This window comes from Streptomyces sp. NPDC111507 (assembly GCF_055638955.1).
This window is the reverse complement of record NZ_JBVKBU010000035.1, coordinates 1-21,266: the sequence shown is the minus strand read 5'-3', so window position 1 is coordinate 21,266 and position 21,266 is coordinate 1. Positions and strand designations below refer to the sequence as shown.

Genomic DNA, 21,266 nt, shown 5'->3' with positions numbered 1-21,266 from the left:
CCGGGACGTCCTCCGGCAGGAAGCCGACACACTGCGTCTGCTCATCGCCGCCATCCAAGCCGCACTCGGACTCATCGAGTGCGCCCTCGACTGCGGCCACGAGGACTTCGCCCAGTGCCTGCACTACCGGCAGCTGGCCGCCGACCGGATCGGCGCCCAGGCACCGGCACACATCAGGGTCTGAGCGAACCAGGTGATCCCCCCCCTTCGACCCGGGCGACCGCCCGGGGCAGCCAGTGAGCCCTTTCCAACCTCAGGTTGAGGCGTGGTGAAGGACGACGACGGCCTTCACGATGTTGGTGATCCGGTTGGTGCTGCAGCGGAGCTTGCGTAGCAGGCGCCAGCGCTTCAGGACGGCCATGGCCTGCTCGCCGAGGCACCGGATTTTGGCGTGGGTGCTGTTGTGCCGTCGCTTCCAGCGCTTGAGCCGGCGGCCCCGGAAAGGTACGCGGACATGGCGGCCGGCCCCTTGGTATGCCTTGTCCGCCCAGCACTTCAGCTCTGCCGTTGCGAGCGCGTCGATGATGCCGTGTTCGCGCGCGGCGGTCAGGTCGTCGGTGGAGCTGGGCAGGGCCGCGGAAGCCCACAGCAGTCGGCCGAAAGGTTCCGTGATGACCTGGACGTTCATGCCGTGGCGCTTGTGTTTTCCGGAGTAGTACGGGGGTGTCGGCGGCGATCCGGTCGATGGGCAGGAGGGTGCCGTCCAGGGGCACGTACGCCTTCGTCCGGACGGTCGTCATTGCCTCGGTCAGGGTCTGCGCCTGGGCGGCCAGCACTTCGATGGCCTCGCGTATGTAGCGGTAGACGGTCGCGATGCCGATCTCGAACCCTGCGGCGAGCTGGGCCTACGTGTCGCCGCATCCCACGTGGGCCAGGGCGAGCAGGGCCTGACGGCCGACGGGCAGACGCCGCCATCGCGTACCTATCTCCCGCCGGTGAGCGGCCAGTTGCCTCGTCAGGTGCCGCAGCGTGCGGCTGGACAGATCGATCGACGACGGGTAGACAAGCACACGAAGCTCCAGGCGGACACGGGTGCCCTTGGTCGAGAACCCGTCTACCAGGAGCTTCGTCGTTCCGTACAACCCATGCCCACCAACACCCCAACGCCACAGCCAGGTTGGAAAGGGCTCATTGCAACGGCACTTCACAGTCTCAGCTGGGGATAGCCGAGCGGCTGCACGCCCTGGCACTTGAGGCGTGCGACCGGATGATCGGCCTTGAGCTGGGTGAGCTGTCCGTGGACGGCTGCATCACCCAGGCCCCCTGCGGCGGCGAAGCCGCCGGACGCTCCCCAGTAGACCGGGGCAAGCAGGGGTTGACGCGCTCGGTGGCCCCGCAAGGGCGTGCTCGCTCCGATTCAGGCCGGAAAACGGTGGGGGTAGAACGCAGTCATGCGTGGATGAACGGCTTCGGCAAGCTGCGGCGCTGCACCGAAAAGCGTGGCCAGGCAGTCGACTTCCACCTCTACCTGTCCGCCGCGATCGTCACGCTCCGCATGCTGATCCGCCGCGCCACCCCGCTCTACCGCTGGGACGGTCGCCCGACCACCAAGAGGCTCAAGTGACGCCTACTGCCGGGCCCTCTAAGGACAGTCCGGAGCCTCCACCCATCCCGGAGCGCTTCACAGCCTGGGCAGCTTCGGCGGCCCCGCCGAGGCGAGGGCAGCCATACCGCCCGCCGGCCACGTACGACGCCAGCGTTCCACCGACCTCTCACTCACCCGCAGATCCTTCGCGATCACCGCGATTTTCTCCCCGCGAGCGAACCGCTCGCCGGCCTCGTACCGGATCCGCTCCCGAAACCGCCGCCGCTCAGCGGTCAGTCCACCACCCTGCGCGTACCGCATACAACCGGCCTACCGCAGGGATCACCACACGTCACCGCCCCCGACAACACCCCGAAGAGATCAGTAGGGACTGGACGTGCCAGCGTCCGTCGAGGTCGAACTGGCCGTGGACGGTGCCCAGGTACCAGGTTTCTTCGTGGGCGGCCCAGGTCGGCCGGTCGGTGTCGCTGGGGCGTACGAGTCGTACGGATGTGCCGTCGACCAGGTACGTTGGTTAGTCTGCTGGCATGGGGATCGTCGAGCCGCTGGTGCCGGATGAGATGGACTGGCTTGTCGGCCTGAGGCGTTCTGGGGTGCTGGAAGTGCCCACGGGCCCTGAGGAAGTGCTCGCGCGCCGCACCATCCCTGGGGAAGAGGCGGCCGAGGGGCTGCTCGCCGCCGATGCGGGTCGGTGATCCGGTTCATGTGGTTGGCGTGGGACGGTCTCTTCGCAGGACACGCATGGGTCCTTTCCGTCCTTGTGGCGGTCTGTGTGCTGGTCGTGCTCCATCTCCTGGCCGTGCACCGGACCGCTGGACCCTCCCTCGTGGGAGCGGTCATCGCCGCGCTGGCCGCCGCCGGAGTCGCTGCTGTCCGCGGTGAACCGCTGCGCTATGTGGCAGGGGTCGTGCTGGTGGCCGGTGGCGGGGTGGCGATTGCCTGGGCGACTGGCCGCTCACGCCGGCACAGGTTGGCCCGTCGGTCCGCGCTGGCCGACTACGAGGCCGGCACCGCGGCAGTCCCTCTGTTCGCGGCGCTCGCCGAACGGGACCGGCTGGCGGCAGAGCTGCACGACGTGGCCGCGCACCGGCTGACCGGGGTCGTGGTGTCCGCGGGCGCAGCGCTCCGGCTCGGCGACCAGGAACAGACAGCCGCCGCGGTGCGGCACGCCGGCGAAGCGGGCCGCCAGGCCGTTCGCGAGCTGGAGCGTCTTACCGAGCTTGGCGAGTACGCGGTCCTCGCCACCTTCGCCGATATCGACGAGCTGGCTGCCGCGCACGCGGTGGACTACCGGCGCACGGTGGACACGGCGCCGGTGAGCAGTACCGAGGCGGCATACCGCGTTGTCCGAGAGGCGTTGACCAACGCGGCCCGGTACGCGGGGGGCGCGGTGGTGCGTGTCCGGGTCGAGGGGGCCTTTGACCGGGCCAAGCCTCCCGGGGGCAGCAGAGCGGCCCATGGTGATCCCCTGCTCACCATCACCATCACGGACGACGGCGGTACGGCTGCCGAGCCGGGCCTCGGGACCGGGCACGGCCTCGCGGGGCTGGCGGCCACGGTCTCCGCGGCGGGCGGGACGCTCTCTGCCGGACCGGTAGGGCAGGACAGCCGAGGGGGTGCCGGCTGGACCGTTCGGGCTCAACTGCCATCGGCGACAACACCTCACATCCGCCGGTGGGCGTTCTGGCGTGGGATGTTCGCACTCGACTATGCGCTGGTGGTCCTGGCGATCGCGCTCTCCCTCGGCGCGAGCCTGTTGTCAGCCGACGCGCCGGATTCCTTCGGCGGCGTGCTGCCCGCCGTACCGACGGTCGTGCTGTCGGGCCTGCACGCCGTGCCGCTCGGCTGGCGCTCGCGTGCGCCCGGACGCGCGCTCGCGGCGGTGCTGCTGGCCCTCGTGCTGTGGCAGGCCTGCGACCGGGCCGCCTGGACACAGCCGCCGGTGAGCGACATCTTCCTGGTGTACGGATGGGTCGAACTGACGCTCGTGTACAGCGCAGCGGTGTATCTGCCGTTCCGGCGGGGCCTGTTCGCGCCGCTCGCCGTCGCGGCCACTGGTGGTCTCGCGCTGGCGGGCGGCAGGGGTATCACCGGCAGCCGTGTGGGGGCCTGGGCCGTGCTGACGTGCGTGCTGGCCCTCCCGGCCTTCGCCGTCTGGTCGTGGGGGCGCCGGACCGCCCAGCGTCGTGACCGGCTGCGGGCTGCCGACGCGCGACGGCGGGTACTGCTCGATGGGGACGCCGACGCCGCGGTACACGAGCAGCGGCTACGGTTCGCCACCGGGCTGCGGAGCACGGCGCTCCGGCACGCGCAGGCGGTGGTCGCCGCGGCCGAGGCGGGGAACCTGCGGACCGTACGGGAGGAGGCCCGTGCCGGTCTCACCGCTCTGCGGGGGCTGCTCTCCGGGCTGCGCGGACACGACAGTAACGACGGGAGGGACGAAGAAGACAGGAGAGACGGGAGGGGATCGGGGGACGGGGAAGATGCCCCGCCCCCTACTGTTTCCGGGATCGCCGCACTGGCCGGGCGCTACGGCGGTGCCGTCCAGTACATCGGCCCGCGCCGTCCGCTGCCCGCCGCTGTGGAGGTCTTCGCGTACCGGATCGCCTCCACCCTCATGGCCCTGGGCGTCACTCTCACCGTGCGCAGAGTCCACGACGGGGTGGAGGTCTCCGGTCCGGCACCCGCCGTTCCAGGGGTGGAGCGGCAGTTGCGCGCAATCGCGGACGCCGCCGGCGGTACCCTCTCGACGACCGACCGTGGAGCGGTACGAGTATGGCTACCGGAGGTCCATCCATGGCGATCAGAGTGACTGTCGCGGACGACCAGGCTGTCGTACGGGCCGGGATCGCGGCGATTCTCGACGCGGAACCCGACCTGTACGTCGTCGGGCAGGCCGCGGACGGCGACACGGCGGTGGAACTCGCCCTGTCGTCGCGGCCGGACGTCGCCCTGATGGACATCCGGATGCCGGGAATCGGGGGCCTCGCCGCGACCGCGAGGATCACTGAGCGGAGCCCCGCGACCCGTGTACTGGTGCTCACCACCTTCGATCTCGACGAGTACCTGTTCGCCGCGCTGCGCGCCGGAGCCGCTGGCTTTCTGCTCAAGGACGCCGAACCGGAGCGGGTGATCGACGCGGTGCGGGTGATCCACGGGGGAGCCGCGCTGCTCGATCCGGCGGTGACCCGCAGACTGATCGACCGCTGCGCCGACGCGCCCGGCCCGCTCGACACGGCACGGCTCGACCGGCTCACTCCGCGCGAGACCGAGGTCCTCCGGCAGGTCGCGCGTGGGCTGTCCAATTCGGAGATCGCGGCAGTGCTGGGGGTGAGCCCGCCCACCGTGAAGGACCACGTCTCCGTCCTCCTCGGCAAGCTCGGCGTACGCGATCGGGTGCAGGCGACGATCGCCGCGTACGAGACGGGTCTGATCCGCCCAGGCACCCGCTGACGCCCCGGCTCGGCAACCACTGTCACCCTCGCCGCGGCAGCCGCTGACCCCTGCCCCGACGACCGCTGACACCCGCCGCGGGGCGGGGGTGACACCCCGCCGCAGGGCGGTCGGCGCGTGCTGTCGGACAGTCCCTGAGCTGGATGGATCGCCCGTGCCGTCTCCCTAGCCTCGAACGTATGTCACCCACACTTCCCCGCCGTATCGTCGGCGGCGCCGTTCTGTTCCTGGCGATACCGCTGACGCCTGTCGTGGCGACGGCCGGTTTCCTCGCCACGGCGTTCGTCACCGCGAGCGTGCCGGTTCTGGCCTTCGCCGCTCTGGCCTTCGGCGCTCTGGCCAGCGGGCTGCTGGGCCGCGCGGCGTTCGCCCTGCTCGGCCTCGAACGCCGCCGGGGTCTGCGGGCGTCCGCGTTCGTCGCGGTCGGCCTGACCGTGGCGGTCGCCGCCCTCGGCGGTGTCACCGTTTTCCGTCCGATGCCCACTACCGCGGCTGCCCCCGCCCCGTCCGGTGTCAGATTCTGGAATCTGCCGACCGGATCGCGCATCGCCTATGTCCACGCCTCCGCCGTCGGCAAGGCCAGGCCGACGCCGGTGATCTTCCTGCACGGCGGCCCGGGTACGCCCGGTGAGGGCATCCCCACCGGCGGCCGTGAACTCGCGGCGGACGGCTTCGACGTCTACGCCTACGACCAACTCGGCGCCGGCCGGTCCACCCGACTCCGGGACATCACCGGGTACACCGTCGCCCGCCAGGTCGCCGATCTCGAAGCGATCCGGCGCACGCTCGACGCCGACCGGATCATCCTCGTCGGCCAGTCATGGGGAGGGTCACTCGCCGCCCAGTACCTGGCGTCCCACAGCGAGCACGTGGCCAAAGCGGTGTTCACCTCGCCAGGCGCGCTGTGGGGCCGCGAATACCCCGGCTCCACAGCCGGGGAACCCTGGAACCGGCTCACCCCCGCCCAGAGGGCACGGCTCGACCGGCTGAACAGCACGCCCCAGATGCTCGCGGCTAGCGTGCTGCTTCAGGTCAACCCCGGCGCCGCGCACGCGCTGGTCGGCGACCGCGAGGTCGACCACTGGATGCACGAAGTCGCCCTACAGGGCAAGGACAGCACCTCCTGCAAGGGCGCGCCGCCCACCACGGCGCACAACAACCCCCAGGGCTTCTACAGCAACCAGATGACCCGCAAGGACTTCGAGCAGATCCCCGACCCCCGGCCGAGTCTGCGCACCGCGCACGTCCCCTCTCTGATCATGCGAGGGGAATGCGACTTCATCAAACCCGTCGTGACCGCTGAGTACCAGCGCATCCTCCCGGACTCCAAACTCGTAACCGTCAAGGGGGCCGGTCACTCCATCTCAGGCGGGCAGCCACGCCGCTACACCGCGTTGCTGAGAGCCTTCCTCCTGGGCAAACCGCTGCCGGTGGGCTGAGTGGGGCTGTGCCGTAAATGATCTTTGATGCGCCTCCAGCATGGCGGGGCTGCTGTACGGCTTGGGGGGCTACCCGGCGTGGATCCGTGCGATGCCGAGCATGGCGTGGTGGACGCCGTCGGCTCTGAGGCGGCAGTCGCGGAGGATCTTCCAGGTCTTCATGCGGGCGAAGACGTGCTCGACGCGAGCACGGACCTGTTTGTGGGACTTGTTGTGGGCCTGCTTCCAGTCGACCAGCTCTTCGCCCTTGCGGCGTCGGTGGGGCATCACGAGCCCGGTGCCCGGATAGCCGCCGTTGGCGATGGTCATGGTCGTGCCGACGGCGGCCTTCGAGCCGGACTCCTCCCACGCCTTGCAGTCGTTGAGGTTGCCGGGCAACGGCCGGCCGACCATCACGACGAGGCGGGTGTCGGCGTCGAGGACGACCTGGTGGTTGGTGGAGTACCGCATTCGCCCTCAGCGGGAGGCCGACGATCGGCGTTGGTTCGACGGCGAGAGGGCGGGCGAGTGCTGACCTCAGCTCGAACGTGGCGGGCCCGCCTCACCGTGGATGTCATCCGGCTCCGCGCGCGTCGGACGATGCGCCGTCTCGATCGCCCTGTGCCGCGGCCCCTTCTCCCTGGCCACCCCTGCAGCGGCACGAGCCAACTGCGAACGCAGCTGGTCGAACGCCTGAGGCCCTGACAGATCCCGCAACCTGCGACTCCTGCTCATGCACTACTAACGCCGCACCGCACCGTCCGACACCGCAATACGGCCAAATAGGGCAGGCTGCGGACCTCGACGCCCACCGCGACTGGCGCGGACCGCGCCCCGACGAGGAGCAGCCGTGAGTGACCTGACCGACCGCCTCAACGAGATCGCCGCCCGCTGGGAGCACGGCCACGACGAACTCACCGACGGCGGCGCCCTCTGTCGCGGCGAAGGAACCAAGGTGCACGCCGCCGTCCACCAGGAGCAGGCATGACGCGACGTCTATAGATCAATACCGGCAAGTAGCCGCTCATGCAGGCGAATCGCGACTTCGTCAGATTCATATATTCACCGCTCACTATCGACGCCAGAATGGTGAATATCCGGTTACCTCCTGGCCAATGCTGGCCCCATCGAGACGCGACCCTTGGTGACCGAAGAGCCGCAAATCCCACCCGGGTGACGCTTCAACAGTGCCGAGCGCGTCGCCCTCTACCTAGCCGCTGACGGTCACTGTGGTCGATGCGGCGATCCGCTCGAACCCGGCTGGCACGGAGACCACGTGACGCCGTACTCCGTCGGCGGCCCCACAGAAGTGACCAACGGGCAGGCACTCTGCTCCACCTGCAACCTCATGGCGAGCTCTGCCTGTGGTGACTCACTCACCCTCCCGGCACTCAACTCCCCTTCAGGATATCACGAGTCACTCATCGAATCAGTCAAAATAACACATTACCTAAGCCAATCTCACTCACTTGTGCGCTTTTCAGTGTGGATTGACGGCTTGGGTGTTCACGGGTGGCAGCCTCGCACGGCCGGACAACATGACCAAGGCCGGGGCCACCAACCGGCCGCCGTGAGTGCGGGCGTGCTGGACGAGGAAGAAGAACACCTGAGCGGGCTTGGCGGTGAGGGCTCTGGCCTCCGGCTCGCGGGCCGCGTGCAGGCTGTAAACGGACGCGGCCGTCAACGCGAGCACGATCGGGTCCTCCTCGAGGAGCTTCGCTGTCAAGGACTGCCGGCACGGTGCGCACCGCTCGATGCTTGCGCTGATTAGCGCGACCGCGGTCCGCAGGTCCGGCGCGGCCTCTACTCCCCACCGGCCGGGATCGGCCGGCTGGAGGCCTGTAGTCGACGGGCCGCTGGCGTGCACGTGGAGGGTTCCCGCGTTGGCGGCCGTGTAGGCGGCGCCCTGACGGCGGCTGATGCTTCTCGCCCTGCTCTTACGGCCGTGGCTCTTGGTCATACGGCTCTCGCTTTCCCGCGCCCGGCCCGTGATCCGATGCGCGTGACGAAAAGCAGCATGCGGAAGGCTCAACAGCCCTACGGCCGTCGGAAGTAGACATACGCCTCACACTGATGCTCACAGACTCGACCCCTGCACGGGGTCCGCGGGCACCTTTGCCGTGGTGCGCCCTGGTCATGGGCCAGGGGGCGGGCTTGGGCCGATGTGTCGACCGCTGCCCGCACGCGGCATTCCGGGTGGATACTTCGCCACCCCGTCGTGCTGCGGGCCGCAGACCCATATCCGCGATTCGCGCCATAGGCGGGGCAGATCGTGAAACGGCTCAGAGTACGGGCTGGCTTCTTCCCCGGTGGTCCTGTCCAGCCAGCCAGCCTCAACGTGCTGCCGTTCACTCTCGGTCTGGAGCTGGCGCGCCGCCATGCGCGTCGGCAGTCCTCGTGATCCCTCCGGAACCATGGCCGCCACAAGCACGGCTGTGCGTTTCTGCCGTCCCCGCGCGCGGGAACGGCGGAAGGCCCACGAGCCAGGTCGCGCGGGAGGTGGCGCGCCCCGGGATCAACGCCTGGTGCAGAGCGCGGCGATTGGCAGCGCGACATTGCAGGCCGCCGTCCTGTCGCCGATGCAGGCCGAGCAGGCAGACCTGTTCCGGCGGGCACACACTGGGGACACATTCTGGTAACGGGCCGCACTCGCCCATTCACCGGGAGCGATCGATCAACTGCCCATACCCGTCAGTAAGTTGTCTGCGTGTCACGATCGCCGCCTTACCGGATCCACCCTCCAGGAGATCCGACTCGGCAAAGACTTCAGTGACACAGGTTCTTCACATGTGATCAAATCCGTGGGTTCCAGCAGGTCAGAGCCCTACTGGGCGTCCATCTTCTTGCACCACAGAAAGGGACTCCATGAGAGTCCGGATATCCCGCCGCGCGCACGCGGTCATGATCGCCGCTGCCCTTGCCGGGAGTGTCGTGGTTCCGATGGCCGGCGCACAGCCGGCTGCGGCCGCCGACTGTCTCACCTCCGTACCGACGTACGTGTGGGAGCCGAACACCACCGGCAACATCGCGGCGCCACGCATGCTGCACAAGTACATGGACTGGGGACCCCAGAGCGGTACCACGGACACGCTGATCGACACCCTCTACACGGCGAACCTGCCGACCACCAGCAAGGTGTTCACCGGCGGCGGCAACGGCATCATCTACGAGGCCACCGCCGGCGGCCAGGTCAAGTCCTACAAGGACAACACCGCCACCGGCGGGGCTCTGCTGACTCCGGTGAAGACCTACAGCCTGGCGTGGCAGAACGCCAAGCGGATCTGGACCAACGGCAGCCGGGTGTTCGTACTCAACGCCGCGGACTCGCTCGAGGTCTACAAGCAGTCCGCTCCGACGACGGGCAACGGCACCCTCACCAAGATCTCCGAGACCGCGACCTCGACCGCCGCCCTGTTCGATGCCACGAACGTGTGGATGGTGAACTCCACCGTCTACGCGCTCACCAGCACGGGCGCCATCAACCAGTACAGCTACACCGAAACCCCGATTATCGGCACCATCGCTGCACGCCTTCAGAGCGCGGGCGTGGTGGCCACTGGTCTGACCGACGTCAGCCAGGCCTGGAGCCCGGGCGCTGGGGTCGTCAACACGCAGACCACCACCAGCGATCCCGACACCACCGGTCAGATCGCCAAATACTCCACCGGACCGTGGACTCAGCTCGATCCAGAGGTCCGCACCGGAATCGTCGGCACGATCATGGCGGACGCCGGACCGTGCCTCGCGGACCCGGACCCCTCTGTGCAGCCCTACTTCGCCACCCCGCCGGACGAGACCGGAGGGGCGGAGGCTGTCGACGCACCCGAGGAGGCCGCCCAGACCCCGTCGAACACGGTCACCGGCAAGTTCACCCTCGGCAACGGACAGCCCGCCGCGGGCCTTCCAGTCACCCTGACCGCCAACGACCTCGGCGACGACGCCACCGGCCAGACCCAGGTGCCGTTCCTCGGCACGGCGACGACCGCAGCTGACGGCACCTGGTCCATCACCCTCCCCGGCACACTCCCGGCCGACGTGCAGCAGGCCAAGGACGACAACGGCGGCATCCTCAACCTGCAAGCCACCGCCCAAGGCGTCACCACCACCACGAGCACGCCGATGCTCGGCGTGGACACCCTCTCCACCACCACGGCCCAGCAGAGCGCGACGGTCTCCGGACAGAACGACTACGGGCACAGCACGCTGCTCGCCCCGAACACCGTGTCCGGCACCACGCAGGACACCTACGCGGCGTCCACGGACAGCACAACCCTCGCCGCGGAGATCGAAGCCGACCCGGCTCCGGCCCCGGACACGGTCCCTATGTGGCAGAGCGACAACAGCACCCTCGCCGCCGACTACAACCCGTACCTGGTCAACGGCCACGACGTCAGCGCCGAAGCGGTGCGCCCGCCCACCGTCCCCATGAGTTCCGGCAACTGCTGGGACACCAAAACCCAGATCGACAGCTCGACGAAGTACACGGTCATCGGCGAAGCGCACGCCAACTGGGACGCGAAGTCAACATTCGAGTACGAATCCTCGATGTCCAGCAGCATTGACACCGCGGTCAAGAGCAGCGGCAACTGGACTCTCGGTGCGTCCAAGGAACTGTCGCAGAGCAACGGCATGACCGTAGGCTGGTCCAACCAGCCCAAGTACTCGCACCAGTACCAGGTGCCGATCCTCTACAAGAAGTGGAAGTACCAGCACTGGTGCTCCGGCTCGGTGCGCGCCACCTGGTACAAGATCGAGGCAAGCGGCTACCACATTCCGGCCGACGGCGCGGCGGGCAAGGTCGGCAAGGACGTGTCGTCGAAGGACGGGACGGCGAACTTCAATAAGGCCCCGAAGGCTAACCGGACCTACCTTGAGGGGGGTGGCGGCACCCTTTCGCTTGCTCACGGCAGTTCTGTGAAGTTCGGCGGCGCGGTGAGCGCCTTCGGTATCTCGCTCGGCGCGAAGACCGGCTACGACAGCAACCACAGGCAGAGGATCACGTTCGGAAACCAGCCCGGCAAGCACTGGATCTGGGGCAAGAACGGGTCGCTCAGCAGTGGGCACGCTGGTGTCTTCTACTCCAAGTAGGCGCGGCCGGCTGATCGCCGCAACCGCATTCCTGATCGTGGCGGCGGCCCTGGCAGCCTGGCTGGTCCCGCAGCGACCAGACGACACAGGTGCACGGAAGGGTCACGCGCTGGGTGCAGGACTGCTCGAGCAGGCCGACCTGGAGTACGACCAGCTGCGGATCGGCAAGGAGTACTGGCTGAACCTGCCTCAAGCGACCAACGCCAGCGGTGAACCGGTGACCATAACCAAGGCCCAGTTCGTCAACCTGCCGAAGGGGCTGGAGCTGATCGGCTACAAAGTGGTGAGCGTCTACGACACCGGCGGATACGGAATCGGTGTGCGCCTGGTGAAGTCACCGAGCGATGACATCACCGGCCTGCCGGAGCGGTCGAGCACTTTCACCGTGAAAGCCCACAAACCGGCCAACAGTTTTCACATGGCCCGGTTCAGGGTGACCGGTCCGGTGACGGGCGACACGTCGCAATGCCGGTTCTGGTACCGGCAGGGTTCGGTGAAGTACCGGCAGGACCTGCGGTGCGTCAACCAGCTCCGCCTCGCCAAGAAATAGGACGACCAAGCACGCCCCCCCAGAACAGGTGGTTTCTGGGGGGGGCGTCTTGACGTCACGGACCGGGGCGATGGACTCCGGGCGTCGACCGAGTTGTTGCTGCCCCCGACCCGGGTGTTCGGTTCGACAGGCCCAGGTGACCTATGCGGCGGCTCTGGGGACAGTCGGGCAGGTTCCCCAGCTCGCACAGGGGTCGTTCGGCCATGACGGGGTGAAGCAGCCCGGCACCGCCCATGGGCCGTGGCTCAGTTCATGGTGAGGACGGCGGAGTCGTTGCGGCTGTCCGGATCGAAAGCGGGCCGGTGGGAGTCGGCCGGGTCCGGGCCCCAGACCAGTTGGACGCCGCCCTTGGCGTGCGTAACCACGTCGTCGACCCTGACGGTCAAGGAGAAGTTGGTGACCTGTCCCTTGGGCACGATGATGCCCGGCAGGCTGCAGACGTACGGTCCCTTCGCCTCGGCTGTCCGGTTGTTCTCCTGCCACGGGGCGCAGTTGGCCGAATGGCCGACGGCTGTGGTGCCGGGCGGGAGCGTCACCCAGGCGGTGGGCACTCCTTCACCGCCGCTGCGGTCGTACAGGGTCGCCGGACCGTTGGCCCTCAGGTGGAAGGCGAGGGTCGCGTTCTTGCCCGCATCGGCTTGGGCACTCGCGCCGGAGACGGCGAAGTCGGCCGTGTTTCGCACCGGCACAGCCAGGTCCTGCCCGGCCAGCCGGTCCAGCAGCCCCAGAGCCAGACGGGCCTTGGAGGCATGCCCGACCTCGTCAGGGATCCCGGCCCGCCGACGCCTGTGGTGATCACTGGTCCGTTCCCCGGGCGACAGCTCCCACTCCAGCAGGCAGGAGGCGATGTCGGTGGCGGCGTCCACGCTGACCCTACCGGTCAGTCTCCTATTGCCTTCCGTGCGACCGTGCGCGGCCGCTTCGCGGAGAGCGGCCGGGGTGATGTGTCCGGTACCGGGTGACCAGGGAGGTGAGCGCTGCCCCTGCGAGCGGTGCCGCCAGATAGACCCACAGATGTGACCAGTAGCTGGGCCGGTTGGCCCAGAGGGCGGGGCCGAACTGGCGGGCGGGATTGGCGGATCCGCCGGTGAAGGTGCCGAGGGTGACGATGACCACGGCGGTGGCGGCGGGGCGGGCGATCGGGATCCAGCGCGTCCATGGGGGGTGGGACATGAGCAGCAAGGTGACGGTGAGGATCGCGGCGGTGGCTGAGGATTCGGCGCTGAACACCGTGGCGGCTGGCCAGGCGGGTGCGGGCTGGAGGGCGGCGTAGGCCATACGATCGCCGACGACCGGGCCCCATATGAGGCGGGCCAGGCCGGTGCCGGCCACGGAACCAGTGAGCTGGGCGGCGAAGTACGGCAGGACACGGCGGCCAGGGAAGGCGCCCGTCAGCCACAGGGTGAGGGTGACGGCCGGGTTGAGGTGGCCACCGGAGTAGCGGCCCCATCGGGAGGACAGCGCCCATGAGAGCGCCGCCCCTGCGATCATGGCCACTGCCGCGAGCTGGAGGTGCGGCCCCGGCAGGGACCGGCTGAGAGGGGAGGCCGTCACCCAGCGGACGGCGGTGACCAGGACGAACAGGACGGTGCTGGTGAGGGTGAACTCGATGGCGGCTGCGGCCCGGGTGGTGGTGCCCCTCGGGGGCGCGGACCGCCCGGTGTCGCCGGCCGCCGTGCCCGTGGCCCACCGCGCGGACGCACGAACAGGAGTGAGCATCGGTCACCCCCAGGTCATCTCGCCGGTGGCGACCTTGGCGCCCAGGTCGAGGCCGACCAGCAGGCCCAGGTCCGGGTAACGCTCGAGCATGGCGGTCTTCAGGGTCTCGGAGTGGTTGCCGCTCTTGGCCAGTTCCTCCTCGAAGGTGGTGAGGTAGGTGCGGGTGTGGGCGATGGCGGAGGTGTCGGTGGCGGAGTCGGCCATGCGGTGGCCTGCGACCACGTAGCGCGGGGCGAGCCGCTCCATGCCGGCGAGGGTCTCGCTCCAGGCGGCCCGCTCGCGCGGTGTGGGGGTGTCGGCGGTCCACACGTGCAGGCCGGAAAAGAGCAGGACGCCGCCCACGACCGCGCGGTCCTCGGGCTGCCACAGGTACTCGGTGCGCCAGATGAGGTCCGGGTGGCCGCCGCGGATTTCGAAGTCGTGGCCCTCGATGCCGATGTGGTCCCCGTCCAGCACCTCCGGGATGATCACCTCGGTGGGCAGGTTCCGGCCCAGGTGTGCCCAGGTCTTCAGCTTGCCTTCCCAACTGGCCTTGATCCGCTTCACGGTGGTGGCGGTGGCGACGATCCGCACTTGCGGGAACGCCTGGCGGATCACTTCCAGGCCGAAGTAGTAGTCCGGGTCGGAGGTGGTGACCACGACGGTGGTCAACTCCTTGCCGCTGTCGATGATGTCCGCCAGGACCCGGTGCTGCTCGGCCAGCGTGAACTGGCCGTCGACCAGCAGGGCTTCGCGCTCGCCGGTGATCAGCACGGACGCCTTGTGCAGGCCGGTGTCGCCGGCCGTGTGGACGGTGTACGTCAGGGTGGACGACATGGGAGCTACCGCCTTTCAGGGTGTGACGAAGGGGGTGGTGAGGGGTGGGGTCAGGCGGCCGTGGCGGCCGCCAGGTGCTGGTCCAGGGCGTGGGTGAGCGTGTCAGCCGAGGAGAGCGGGCCGCCCAGACGGTCGGTGCCGTGCGCGGTGTGCAGCAGCAGCGTCGGGTAGCCGTCGACGCCCAGACGGCGCACCTCGGCGAAGTCGGCCTCCGCCTGGGCGCGGGCGGCGGGCGAGGCGAACGCCGCCGCCACCGCGTCAGCGTCCAGGCCCAGCTCGGCGGCGAGGTCCCGGTAGACCACGGCGTCGGACAGGCTGCGGCCCTCGACATACCAGGCACGCTGCATCGCAGCGCCGGCATCCAGGGCGCTCACACCCGGCTGGCTGCGCAGCGCGACCAGGCCCGTGGCGGCATCGGCGGAGTCCATCACCACGGTTCCGTCGGCCAGCGCGGCACGGTAGCCGTCGCCGAAGGCGACGCCGGTCAGCTGGGCGATGCGCTCGTTGGCACCGGGGACGTGCGGGTAGGCCGACACCGGCAGCGCGCGGGAACCGGTGAAGAGGCCGCCGGACAGCACCCGCAGCTCGATCCGGTCGGCGTTGGCGACGGCGAAGTCGTGCAGGGCCGGGCCGAAGCCGTAGCACCAGCCGCAGTAGGCGTCGAAAGCGTAGGTCAGTCGAATGCGCTCCATGGAGCTCATCACGTCTCGTCCTTTCCGGATTCCGTCACCCGGATCCCTGGATCGTCCGGGCTGACACGCTCAAAGCTATGGTCAGACCGAGGGGCGTCTGGGATCCGCAGACGACTCCTCATGGTGAAAAACTGACAGTCGGACGACTTGCGGCGCCGGGCCGCTCGGGGAGCGGCTGCCTCTGAGGTACGTCCAGGTCGTCCCACTGCAGCGGATGGAAGGTGGCCCAGGCGATCGCGACGGAGTGTCAGAGCGAGCGCCTGGGCAGTCGGTCGGCCGGGACTTGCCGGGCGGGCCCGTACCCAAGGAACGGTCGTGCGCATCCCCGTCACGATCGACGGCGCCTGGCAGATGGGGTATCGCCGTCGTCGGCCTGGGCAATGGTGGCGTCCGTCAGGTCCCGGCCCGACCTGGCGGTTCGGCTCGAGGCCCCGCGATCACGCCGCGGGCTTTTCCCTGGTGCGTAGGCGTCCCTTGGCCACGAGGCGGTCCAGGCGTCGCTGTTCTGTGGTCGCCCAGCGGCTCACGCGCTCGGGGTCGAGGGGCGCGCCGTGGCCGACGTGGAGTTTGGTGGGGCCGAGGGCCAGCATCTCGCGCAGGCTCGCCAGGTTGCCGAGCCGGTCGTCGTGGAAGGGCGGGTTGGCGGGCCGCCCCGTGCCGAAGCCCAGGAACGGGGTGGCCACGAGGTCTCCGGCCACCAGGTCGCCGTTGTCGGTGAGGACGGAGACGGAGCCGGCGGTGTGGCCGGGAGTGGGCATGATGCGGGCCTCTACACCGAAGTCCGACAGGTGTGTCTCGCCGCGGATGAGGACGTCGGGCTCGAAGCCCTCGGTGGATTCGCGGACCCGCGAGGTGCGGGCGAAGAGCCGCCCGAACACTCCGATGGGCAGGTACGGTTCGCTGACCCGGCCCGCTCGGTAAATGCTGAGGTCGGCGGTGTGGCCGGCGAGGGGTGCGCCGGTGAGTCGGCTGAGTTCTGCGGCGGAGCCGAAGTGGTCGATGTGTCCGTGGGTGACGACGATCAGGCGGACGTCCTTGGGGTCGACGCCGTGGGCGGCGACCTGGTCGCGGATCAGCTGTGCGCTGCCAGGTGTTCCGGCGTCGACGATGATCGGTTGTCTGCCCATACGGGTCCTTCGAGACCGACCGGGACCTAGGCACCTTCTACAAGCGCTGCGGATACACCGTGCACGCCCCCGGCAAGGGATTCCTCCTCGAACGCATCGGGCTACCCTTCGGGATCCACGCGGGCCCCGACCAATGCGTATTCACCCGCTGGCGGCCGCCGACAAGCTGATCCGCATGGCTACGCGTGTGCCTGCGGGAGTCGTTTCGAGGTGACTGTGGGAGTCACCATCTGACCGAGTTTGCGATGTCAGTTTGTTTTGACGTCACTTGGGGGCTTGCGGTGGGACTGTGAGGTGTGCTTCTCCCACTGGGGGCCTCATGGGTAACTTGCAGTCGAAGGTCGAGTTGTACGCGGCGATCCGCCGGGATCACCGGATGGGGATGTCGTTGCGGGCGCTTCAGCGCACGCACAACGTGACCTGGAGGACGGTCCGGCGGGCCTTGGACGGGCAGTGGCCCGAGCCGCGGAAGAAGCAACGGCGCAAGGAGTCGAGGCTCGATCCCTACAAGCCGCTGATCGACGGGATGCTGCTGGCTGACCTGGACGCTCCGCCCAAGCAGCGGCACACCGCCCAGCGCATCTACGACCGCCTGATCGGGGACCATGCGGCTGAGGACATCTCGTATTCCATGGTCCGCGTCTATGTGAAGGACCGCCGCAAGGAGGTACGCCGGCAGGCGGGGGTGGGCCCGGAGGCGATGTTCGTGCCGCAGACCCATCTGCCGGGGGCAGAGGCGGAGGTCGGCTTCGGCGACGTGCACGTCATGCTCGCGGGCAAGATGACCAAGGTCTATCTGTTCTCGATGCGGCTGTCCTACTCCGGAAAGGCGGTGCACCGGGTGTTCGCCTCCTCCGGCCAGGAGGCGTTCTTCGAAGGGCACGTGCACGCGTTTCGGGTGCTGGGCGGCATACCCCGCGGCCGCATCCGCTATGACAATCTGCGGGCCGCGGTCGAGCGGGTCCTGGGTCTGTCCAGGGCGAGGGTGGAGAACGACCGCTGGACGGCCTTCCGCTCACATTGTGTCCATGTTTCCGTGAGTTCCCGCAGCCTCCCGACCCCGGCGATGGCCTCGGCAGCTGCCTGATCTGGTGCTTCCCCTCGTCTGACCACGATCGGGTGATTACTGCTCGTTCCTCGGAAATCCCGAAGTCTCCTCGGCTGTCATGGCGGAGTCGCCCAATAGCTGAAGGGGAGGAACGGCATGGCTCTGGCTGTCGTGCGGGATCTGCGGCCGGAGCTTCGGCTAGAGACCGCCGAGGAGATCGCCGCCTTCGAGCAGGACCTGCTGGCCGAGTTTGTTCTCGCCCGCGCTTCGGCCGGCGTCCTCGACGACACCATCCGCGGCGACGTCGGGCCCGTGATGGCCCTGCGCGAGTGGTTCGGCCGACCGTTGTGGGAGATGGAGCCTCAGGACCTCGACCGGTACTTCGGCCGATACCGCCGCGACTCGGCTGCGGGCACCAAGGTCCGCCAGGCCATCGCCTTCTCGGTGTTCTTCGAGTTCCTCGAACTGCGGCACAAGGCCGCCATTCACGCAGCCACCGGATTCATCGTCGAGTCCCCGCTGGACGAGGTCAACCGACCCCGCGGTGGCACCTCAGCGAGACTGCGGATCCCACCGCCGGAAGGTGCGATCGCCGCGCTGTTCGGCGGCTGGCGGTGCGACATGGAAGAGGCCCGCAAATACGCTCCGGCCGCCCGGAACTACACCGCCTCGCGTCTGACCAGCCTGATCGGACCCCGGATCTCGGAGTTGTGCCTCTTGCGCATCGGGGATGTCCGCTGGGACCTGGGCCGGTTCGGAAAGGTCTTACTGAAGGACAAGGGCAGCCAGGGCCGCGGCAAGAAGGAACGGCTCGTCCCACTGATCAACGGCTCGCGCGACCTGCTGGAATGGTGGATCACTGGGCCTCGCTGGGAGTTCGACGACCGGGTCAACGACCCGCGGGCCCCGTTGTTTCCCTCCGAGCGCCGACACGGCGACGGCTCCAGCCGGCCGGTGACCGACGACGCCCTGCGGACTGGGCTCGCCGAGGCGGTCGCACGGCATCTGCCGCACCAGGTCGGCCAGTTGACCCCGCACGTGTTGCGGCACTTCGCGGCCTCAGACCTCTACCGCAACGGCATGGACGTCGTTGCCATCCAGGAGATCCTCGGACATGAATGGCTCAACACGACCATGATCTACGTGCACGTCGAGAAGTCCCACGTCGAAGACGCCTGGATCCGGGCGGGCCAGCGGGCGGCAGCCAGGTTCGGAGGGATCCGCTGATGAAGTGGAACCTGCGGATGGTCGCCGCCCAGCGCGACATCTGGAAGGCTTCTGAACTGCAACGAATGCTCGCGGAAGCGGGACTGGTGATCTCCGCGGGCAAGATGTCGCACCTGTGGTCCGGCCGGCCGCTGACCGTCCGTCTCGACGACCTCGACATCATTTGCGACGTGCTGGACTGCACGGCCGCCGACCTCCTCGTCCCCGAGAAGCGGTGCGATCGTCAGCCCGCTCCGGCGGCGGAGACGGAGAAGCAGGTCGTCGGTGGAACCCCGATCAGTCACCAGCGGCGGACCGGCCGCTCGGGACCACCGCTATGAGACAGCCTGTTCGACGCTCACGCCCGTGGGCCACCCGCAGCTGTCGGGACTGCCTGGGATGGGGCTGGTTCGACCGACCCCGCTGCAAGGCATGCTGGGGCTTCGTCGCGAAGGCGACGAGCTGGCACTGCGACATCTGCCACCGCGACGTCGCGGCCATCGCCGGCGTCTGCCGGCTCTGCCGCCGCCAGGCCGGTCTGATCGCTGGGCCGGACAACAAGACGCGCGTCGACCTGACGGCCGCCGCCCGCACGGGGCACCAGTTGTTCATCATCGGCACCCTGCGGCCTCGCGGCGGACCTCCTCCCCGGCAGGACCCGCCGGAGCCGACCAGGGTGACTTTGCACTCCGTCCCACCCCGCTGGACGGAGCTCATGCTGTTCGACATGCCCCGCAACCTGCGCGGTGTCAGCAGCAAACGTCCGCTGCTGGACCCGGAGTTGGCTGCTTTCTTGATCAGCCGGGCTGCTCGGATCGCGGAACTGCGGGGCTGGCCGTCTCGCACTGTCGGCTCAGTGGGTCGCGGCATCCGCATCCTCTGCGCAGTCCACCGACCGGGCGAGCGGATCAGGGCCTCAGCCATCGCCCAGCTCACCCACACCGCGGTGCCCGCCAATCACGTCCTGGAAGTGTTCGAGGACCTGGAGATCTTCCTCGACGACCGGGCCGACTCGCTCGACCGGTGGTGCCATAAGCACTTTGCCTTTCTGACTCCGGACATCCGGGCAGAGCTGGACATGTGGATCGGGCTCTTGCGGCACGGGACTTCCCGTCGCAGGCCACGGGCCCGGTGCACGGTCGTTACCCTGCTCAGGCTCGTCCTGCCATTCCTCACTGAGTACGGCGGAAAGTACACAACCCTGCGACAGGTCACTCGTGATGACCTCGCCACCTGGCTGACCAATCGGCCTCACCGGGCCTATGAGGCCAGCGCTATGCGGTCGCTGTTCGGGACGCTCAAGGCCGAGCGGCTGATCTTCAGCAACCCGATGCGCGGCATCAAGGGCGGCAGGCTCACCACGACAATTCCCGCCTCGCTCACCACGGAGGAAGTGGAAGCGGTCGCTCAGGCCGCGCTGCAGGATCCGGCCCTGCGGGTGGTCGTCGCCCTGTCCGGAATCCATGCGTTGGCAGCCCACCAGATCCGCACGCTGCTGCTGGAGCAGGTGGACTTGGCCGGGTGCCGTCTGGACTCCGAAAACCTGAACCGACCCCTGGACGAGTACACCGCCGAGGCGGTCGCCGACTACCTCGGCTACCGGCACCGCCGCTGGCCGAACAGCACCAACCCGCACCTGCTGATCAGCCGGAACACCGCCACCACCACGACGGCAGTCGGCACGTTCTGGCTGGACAAGCTGGTCAGACCACTGCCCGTGAGCCTCGACCGGCTGCGGCAGGACCGCATCCTGGAGGAGGCCCTCGCCAGTGGCGCGGATCCCCTCCACCTCGCACACGTCTTCTCCCTCGGCGCCAAGACCAGCCTTCGCTACACGACCGCCGTCGCCACCTCGGCCGCCGAACAGGGCAGCCCACCAATTGAGCACGGCCCTTGAACTCGGGTCGACAGCCGAAGCGGGCCGCTTGGAGATCAGGGAGCTCCAGGGAGAATGCCGCTATGGCACCTACCTCTCCCGCATCGCGACTGGTGGCTGCGGCCGCTCTGGCTCGGCTTCGGCCCCTCGGTATTCGGCAGCGTCGTCGGTCGCGTCTTTGGCTGGACGATCACGGTTGGTGGCTGGGTCTGACTGAGTTTCCTTCGCCCAGGTGGAGCCAGGGCAGCGGCCTTCACGTCGGCGCCATGTGGCTCTGGCAGGACATTGACCACTTTGCCTTCAACATCAGCGAGCGGATCTGCGGCAGCGAGGACTTTCGTAATGAGGCTCAGTTCGCATCGGTGGCAGCGGACCTCGCTCTTCGAGCGGAGAAACAGGTGGAGAAGTACCGTCACCAGTTCCCGGACGTCCAGGCGGCGGCAAAGTACTTGATGGCTCAGCCGGTCAGGCCGGGCTGGTTCTGGGAGTCTTGGAACGCAGGGGTGGCCGCAGGGGTCGTCGGCGACGCCTCGACGGCCCGGGACAGGTTCGCAGCGGTCCTTGCCGAGGACCCCATCGCCCCCTGGATGCACGATGCTCAGGAGACGACACGAGAATTGCTGGACCTGGTAGCTGAGGTTGAAAGGGTGGGGTGACGGGGTTACGGGGGCTCCAGTCGCAGTCCGGTCTCGGTGATGAAGCCGTCGAGCGCTTCGGGGCGGCGTTG

18 protein-coding genes and 5 pseudogenes are annotated in these 21,266 nt (G+C 68.7%); 14 read left to right on the top strand and 9 right to left on the bottom strand.

Annotated elements, in window-relative coordinates:
* Positions 1 to 253: 253 nt before the first annotated feature.
* A pseudogene (locus tag ACZ7M2_RS51500) lies at positions 254 to 1,010 on the bottom strand (transposase family protein).
* Between the two features lie 140 nt (positions 1,011 to 1,150).
* On the opposite strand from ACZ7M2_RS51500, the pseudogene ACZ7M2_RS51495 reads away from it, so the two are divergent.
* Positions 1,151 to 1,564 (top strand): annotated as a pseudogene (locus ACZ7M2_RS51495) (IS5/IS1182 family transposase); the annotation flags it as partial.
* 60 nt (positions 1,565 to 1,624) lie between these two features.
* Here ACZ7M2_RS51495 and ACZ7M2_RS51490 read toward each other — a convergent pair.
* Positions 1,625 to 1,846: pseudogene (locus tag ACZ7M2_RS51490) on the bottom strand (helix-turn-helix domain-containing protein); the annotation flags it as partial.
* Positions 1,847 to 2,073: 227 nt separating this feature from the next.
* Between ACZ7M2_RS51490 and ACZ7M2_RS51485 the strand changes: the two are divergent.
* The 4 genes from ACZ7M2_RS51485 to ACZ7M2_RS51470 all read left to right on the top strand — a co-directional run bounded on the left by ACZ7M2_RS51485 (position 2,074) and on the right by ACZ7M2_RS51470 (position 6,438).
* On the top strand, positions 2,074 to 2,241 hold the full coding sequence (locus tag ACZ7M2_RS51485; protein WP_382191042.1) for a hypothetical protein: 168 nt from the start codon (positions 2,074 to 2,076) through the stop codon (positions 2,239 to 2,241).
* Positions 2,242 to 2,249: 8 nt separating this feature from the next.
* Positions 2,250 to 4,358: a sensor histidine kinase gene (locus ACZ7M2_RS51480; protein ID WP_471601219.1), complete on the top strand. Its 2,109-nt coding sequence runs from the start codon at positions 2,250 to 2,252 to the stop codon at positions 4,356 to 4,358.
* Positions 4,343 to 4,999 carry a response regulator gene (locus ACZ7M2_RS51475; protein WP_471601218.1) on the top strand — a complete coding sequence of 219 codons (657 nt, stop codon included), beginning with the start codon at positions 4,343 to 4,345 and terminating at the stop codon, positions 4,997 to 4,999. Before ACZ7M2_RS51480 ends, ACZ7M2_RS51475 begins: the two co-directional genes overlap by 16 nt.
* A gap of 179 nt (positions 5,000 to 5,178) precedes the next feature.
* A complete protein-coding gene (locus ACZ7M2_RS51470) occupies positions 5,179 to 6,438 on the top strand; it encodes an alpha/beta hydrolase (RefSeq protein ID WP_471601217.1) in 1,260 nt (419 codons plus the stop codon).
* Positions 6,439 to 6,507: 69 nt separating this feature from the next.
* On the opposite strand, the pseudogene ACZ7M2_RS51465 reads toward ACZ7M2_RS51470, so the two are convergent.
* Positions 6,508 to 6,885, bottom strand: a pseudogene (locus ACZ7M2_RS51465) (transposase family protein); the annotation flags it as partial.
* A 382-nt stretch (positions 6,886 to 7,267) separates the two neighbouring features.
* Here ACZ7M2_RS51465 and ACZ7M2_RS51460 point away from each other — a divergent pair.
* The gene (locus ACZ7M2_RS51460; RefSeq protein ID WP_471601216.1) at positions 7,268 to 7,405 is read left to right on the top strand and encodes a hypothetical protein; all 138 of its coding nucleotides are present in this window, start codon (positions 7,268 to 7,270) and stop codon (positions 7,403 to 7,405) included.
* 252 nt (positions 7,406 to 7,657) lie between these two features.
* Positions 7,658 to 7,756 (top strand): annotated as a pseudogene (locus ACZ7M2_RS51455) (HNH endonuclease); the annotation flags it as partial.
* Between the two features lie 141 nt (positions 7,757 to 7,897).
* On the opposite strand, the gene ACZ7M2_RS51450 reads toward ACZ7M2_RS51455, so the two are convergent.
* The gene (locus ACZ7M2_RS51450; RefSeq protein ID WP_471601215.1) at positions 7,898 to 8,377 is read right to left on the bottom strand and encodes a hypothetical protein; all 480 of its coding nucleotides are present in this window, start codon (positions 8,375 to 8,377) and stop codon (positions 7,898 to 7,900) included.
* 905 nt (positions 8,378 to 9,282) lie between these two features.
* Between ACZ7M2_RS51450 and ACZ7M2_RS51445 the strand changes: the two genes are divergently transcribed.
* Both ACZ7M2_RS51445 and ACZ7M2_RS51440 read left to right on the top strand, forming a co-directional pair.
* Positions 9,283 to 11,505: a hypothetical protein gene (locus ACZ7M2_RS51445; protein WP_471601214.1), complete on the top strand. Its 2,223-nt coding sequence runs from the start codon at positions 9,283 to 9,285 to the stop codon at positions 11,503 to 11,505.
* Complete coding sequence (locus ACZ7M2_RS51440) at positions 11,474 to 12,055, top strand: hypothetical protein (protein ID WP_471601213.1); 582 nt, start codon at positions 11,474 to 11,476, stop codon at positions 12,053 to 12,055. Before ACZ7M2_RS51445 ends, ACZ7M2_RS51440 begins: the two co-directional genes overlap by 32 nt.
* Before the next feature lie 245 nt (positions 12,056 to 12,300).
* Here the strand turns inward: ACZ7M2_RS51440 and ACZ7M2_RS51435 are convergent, their stop codons facing one another.
* From ACZ7M2_RS51435 to ACZ7M2_RS51415, 5 genes are all read right to left on the bottom strand, one after another.
* On the bottom strand, positions 12,301 to 12,921 hold the full coding sequence (locus tag ACZ7M2_RS51435; RefSeq protein ID WP_471601212.1) for a transposase: 621 nt from the start codon (positions 12,919 to 12,921) through the stop codon (positions 12,301 to 12,303).
* A 22-nt stretch (positions 12,922 to 12,943) separates the two neighbouring features.
* Entirely contained in the window at positions 12,944 to 13,774 is an 831-nt protein-coding gene (locus ACZ7M2_RS51430; RefSeq protein WP_471601211.1) for an MIP/aquaporin family protein, read from the bottom strand.
* A 3-nt stretch (positions 13,775 to 13,777) separates the two neighbouring features.
* The gene (locus tag ACZ7M2_RS51425) at positions 13,778 to 14,590 is read right to left on the bottom strand and encodes an MBL fold metallo-hydrolase (RefSeq protein WP_471601210.1); all 813 of its coding nucleotides are present in this window, start codon (positions 14,588 to 14,590) and stop codon (positions 13,778 to 13,780) included.
* 50 nt (positions 14,591 to 14,640) lie between these two features.
* Positions 14,641 to 15,291, bottom strand: a complete 651-nt coding sequence (locus tag ACZ7M2_RS51420) for a DsbA family protein (protein WP_471601209.1) — start codon at positions 15,289 to 15,291, stop codon at positions 14,641 to 14,643.
* 428 nt (positions 15,292 to 15,719) lie between these two features.
* A complete protein-coding gene (locus tag ACZ7M2_RS51415; RefSeq protein WP_471601208.1) occupies positions 15,720 to 16,409 on the bottom strand; it encodes an MBL fold metallo-hydrolase in 690 nt (229 codons plus the stop codon).
* Between the two features lie 319 nt (positions 16,410 to 16,728).
* Here ACZ7M2_RS51415 and ACZ7M2_RS51410 point away from each other — a divergent pair, with 319 nt between their 5' ends.
* The 5 genes from ACZ7M2_RS51410 (at position 16,729) to ACZ7M2_RS51390 (ending at position 21,195) form a co-directional block, all read left to right on the top strand.
* Positions 16,729 to 17,496, top strand: a complete 768-nt coding sequence (locus ACZ7M2_RS51410) for a transposase (RefSeq protein ID WP_471601207.1) — start codon at positions 16,729 to 16,731, stop codon at positions 17,494 to 17,496.
* 117 nt (positions 17,497 to 17,613) lie between these two features.
* The gene (locus ACZ7M2_RS51405; RefSeq protein ID WP_471601206.1) at positions 17,614 to 18,684 is read left to right on the top strand and encodes a tyrosine-type recombinase/integrase; all 1,071 of its coding nucleotides are present in this window, start codon (positions 17,614 to 17,616) and stop codon (positions 18,682 to 18,684) included.
* The gene (locus ACZ7M2_RS51400) at positions 18,684 to 19,004 is read left to right on the top strand and encodes a helix-turn-helix domain-containing protein (RefSeq protein WP_471601205.1); all 321 of its coding nucleotides are present in this window, start codon (positions 18,684 to 18,686) and stop codon (positions 19,002 to 19,004) included. Before ACZ7M2_RS51405 ends, ACZ7M2_RS51400 begins: the two co-directional genes overlap by 1 nt.
* 374 nt (positions 19,005 to 19,378) lie before the next feature.
* The gene (locus tag ACZ7M2_RS51395; RefSeq protein WP_471601204.1) at positions 19,379 to 20,560 is read left to right on the top strand and encodes a hypothetical protein; all 1,182 of its coding nucleotides are present in this window, start codon (positions 19,379 to 19,381) and stop codon (positions 20,558 to 20,560) included.
* Positions 20,561 to 20,805: 245 nt separating this feature from the next.
* Positions 20,806 to 21,195 carry a hypothetical protein gene (locus ACZ7M2_RS51390; RefSeq protein ID WP_471601203.1) on the top strand — a complete coding sequence of 130 codons (390 nt, stop codon included), beginning with the start codon at positions 20,806 to 20,808 and terminating at the stop codon, positions 21,193 to 21,195.
* Positions 21,196 to 21,266: the final 71 nt, after the last annotated feature.

Excerpts from the sequence above, each read along its gene's own strand:
- ACZ7M2_RS51485 (WP_382191042.1), top strand. The coding sequence starts at position 2,074 with ATGGGGATCGTCGAGCCGCTGGTGCCGGATGAGATGGACTGGCTTGTC.
- ACZ7M2_RS51480 (WP_471601219.1), top strand. The coding sequence starts at position 2,250 with ATGTGGTTGGCGTGGGACGGTCTCTTCGCAGGACACGCATGGGTCCTT.
- ACZ7M2_RS51475 (WP_471601218.1), top strand. The coding sequence starts at position 4,343 with ATGGCGATCAGAGTGACTGTCGCGGACGACCAGGCTGTCGTACGGGCC.
- ACZ7M2_RS51470 (WP_471601217.1), top strand. The coding sequence starts at position 5,179 with ATGTCACCCACACTTCCCCGCCGTATCGTCGGCGGCGCCGTTCTGTTC.
- ACZ7M2_RS51450 (WP_471601215.1), bottom strand. The coding sequence starts at position 8,377 with ATGACCAAGAGCCACGGCCGTAAGAGCAGGGCGAGAAGCATCAGCCGC.
- ACZ7M2_RS51445 (WP_471601214.1), top strand. The coding sequence starts at position 9,283 with ATGAGAGTCCGGATATCCCGCCGCGCGCACGCGGTCATGATCGCCGCT.
- ACZ7M2_RS51430 (WP_471601211.1), bottom strand. The coding sequence starts at position 13,774 with ATGCTCACTCCTGTTCGTGCGTCCGCGCGGTGGGCCACGGGCACGGCG.
- ACZ7M2_RS51425 (WP_471601210.1), bottom strand. The coding sequence starts at position 14,590 with ATGTCGTCCACCCTGACGTACACCGTCCACACGGCCGGCGACACCGGC.
- ACZ7M2_RS51420 (WP_471601209.1), bottom strand. The coding sequence starts at position 15,291 with ATGAGCTCCATGGAGCGCATTCGACTGACCTACGCTTTCGACGCCTAC.
- ACZ7M2_RS51415 (WP_471601208.1), bottom strand. The coding sequence starts at position 16,409 with ATGGGCAGACAACCGATCATCGTCGACGCCGGAACACCTGGCAGCGCA.
- ACZ7M2_RS51410 (WP_471601207.1), top strand. The coding sequence starts at position 16,729 with ATGGGTAACTTGCAGTCGAAGGTCGAGTTGTACGCGGCGATCCGCCGG.
- ACZ7M2_RS51405 (WP_471601206.1), top strand. The coding sequence starts at position 17,614 with ATGGCTCTGGCTGTCGTGCGGGATCTGCGGCCGGAGCTTCGGCTAGAG.
- ACZ7M2_RS51400 (WP_471601205.1), top strand. The coding sequence starts at position 18,684 with ATGAAGTGGAACCTGCGGATGGTCGCCGCCCAGCGCGACATCTGGAAG.
- ACZ7M2_RS51395 (WP_471601204.1), top strand. The coding sequence starts at position 19,379 with ATGCTGTTCGACATGCCCCGCAACCTGCGCGGTGTCAGCAGCAAACGT.
- ACZ7M2_RS51390 (WP_471601203.1), top strand. The coding sequence starts at position 20,806 with ATGTGGCTCTGGCAGGACATTGACCACTTTGCCTTCAACATCAGCGAG.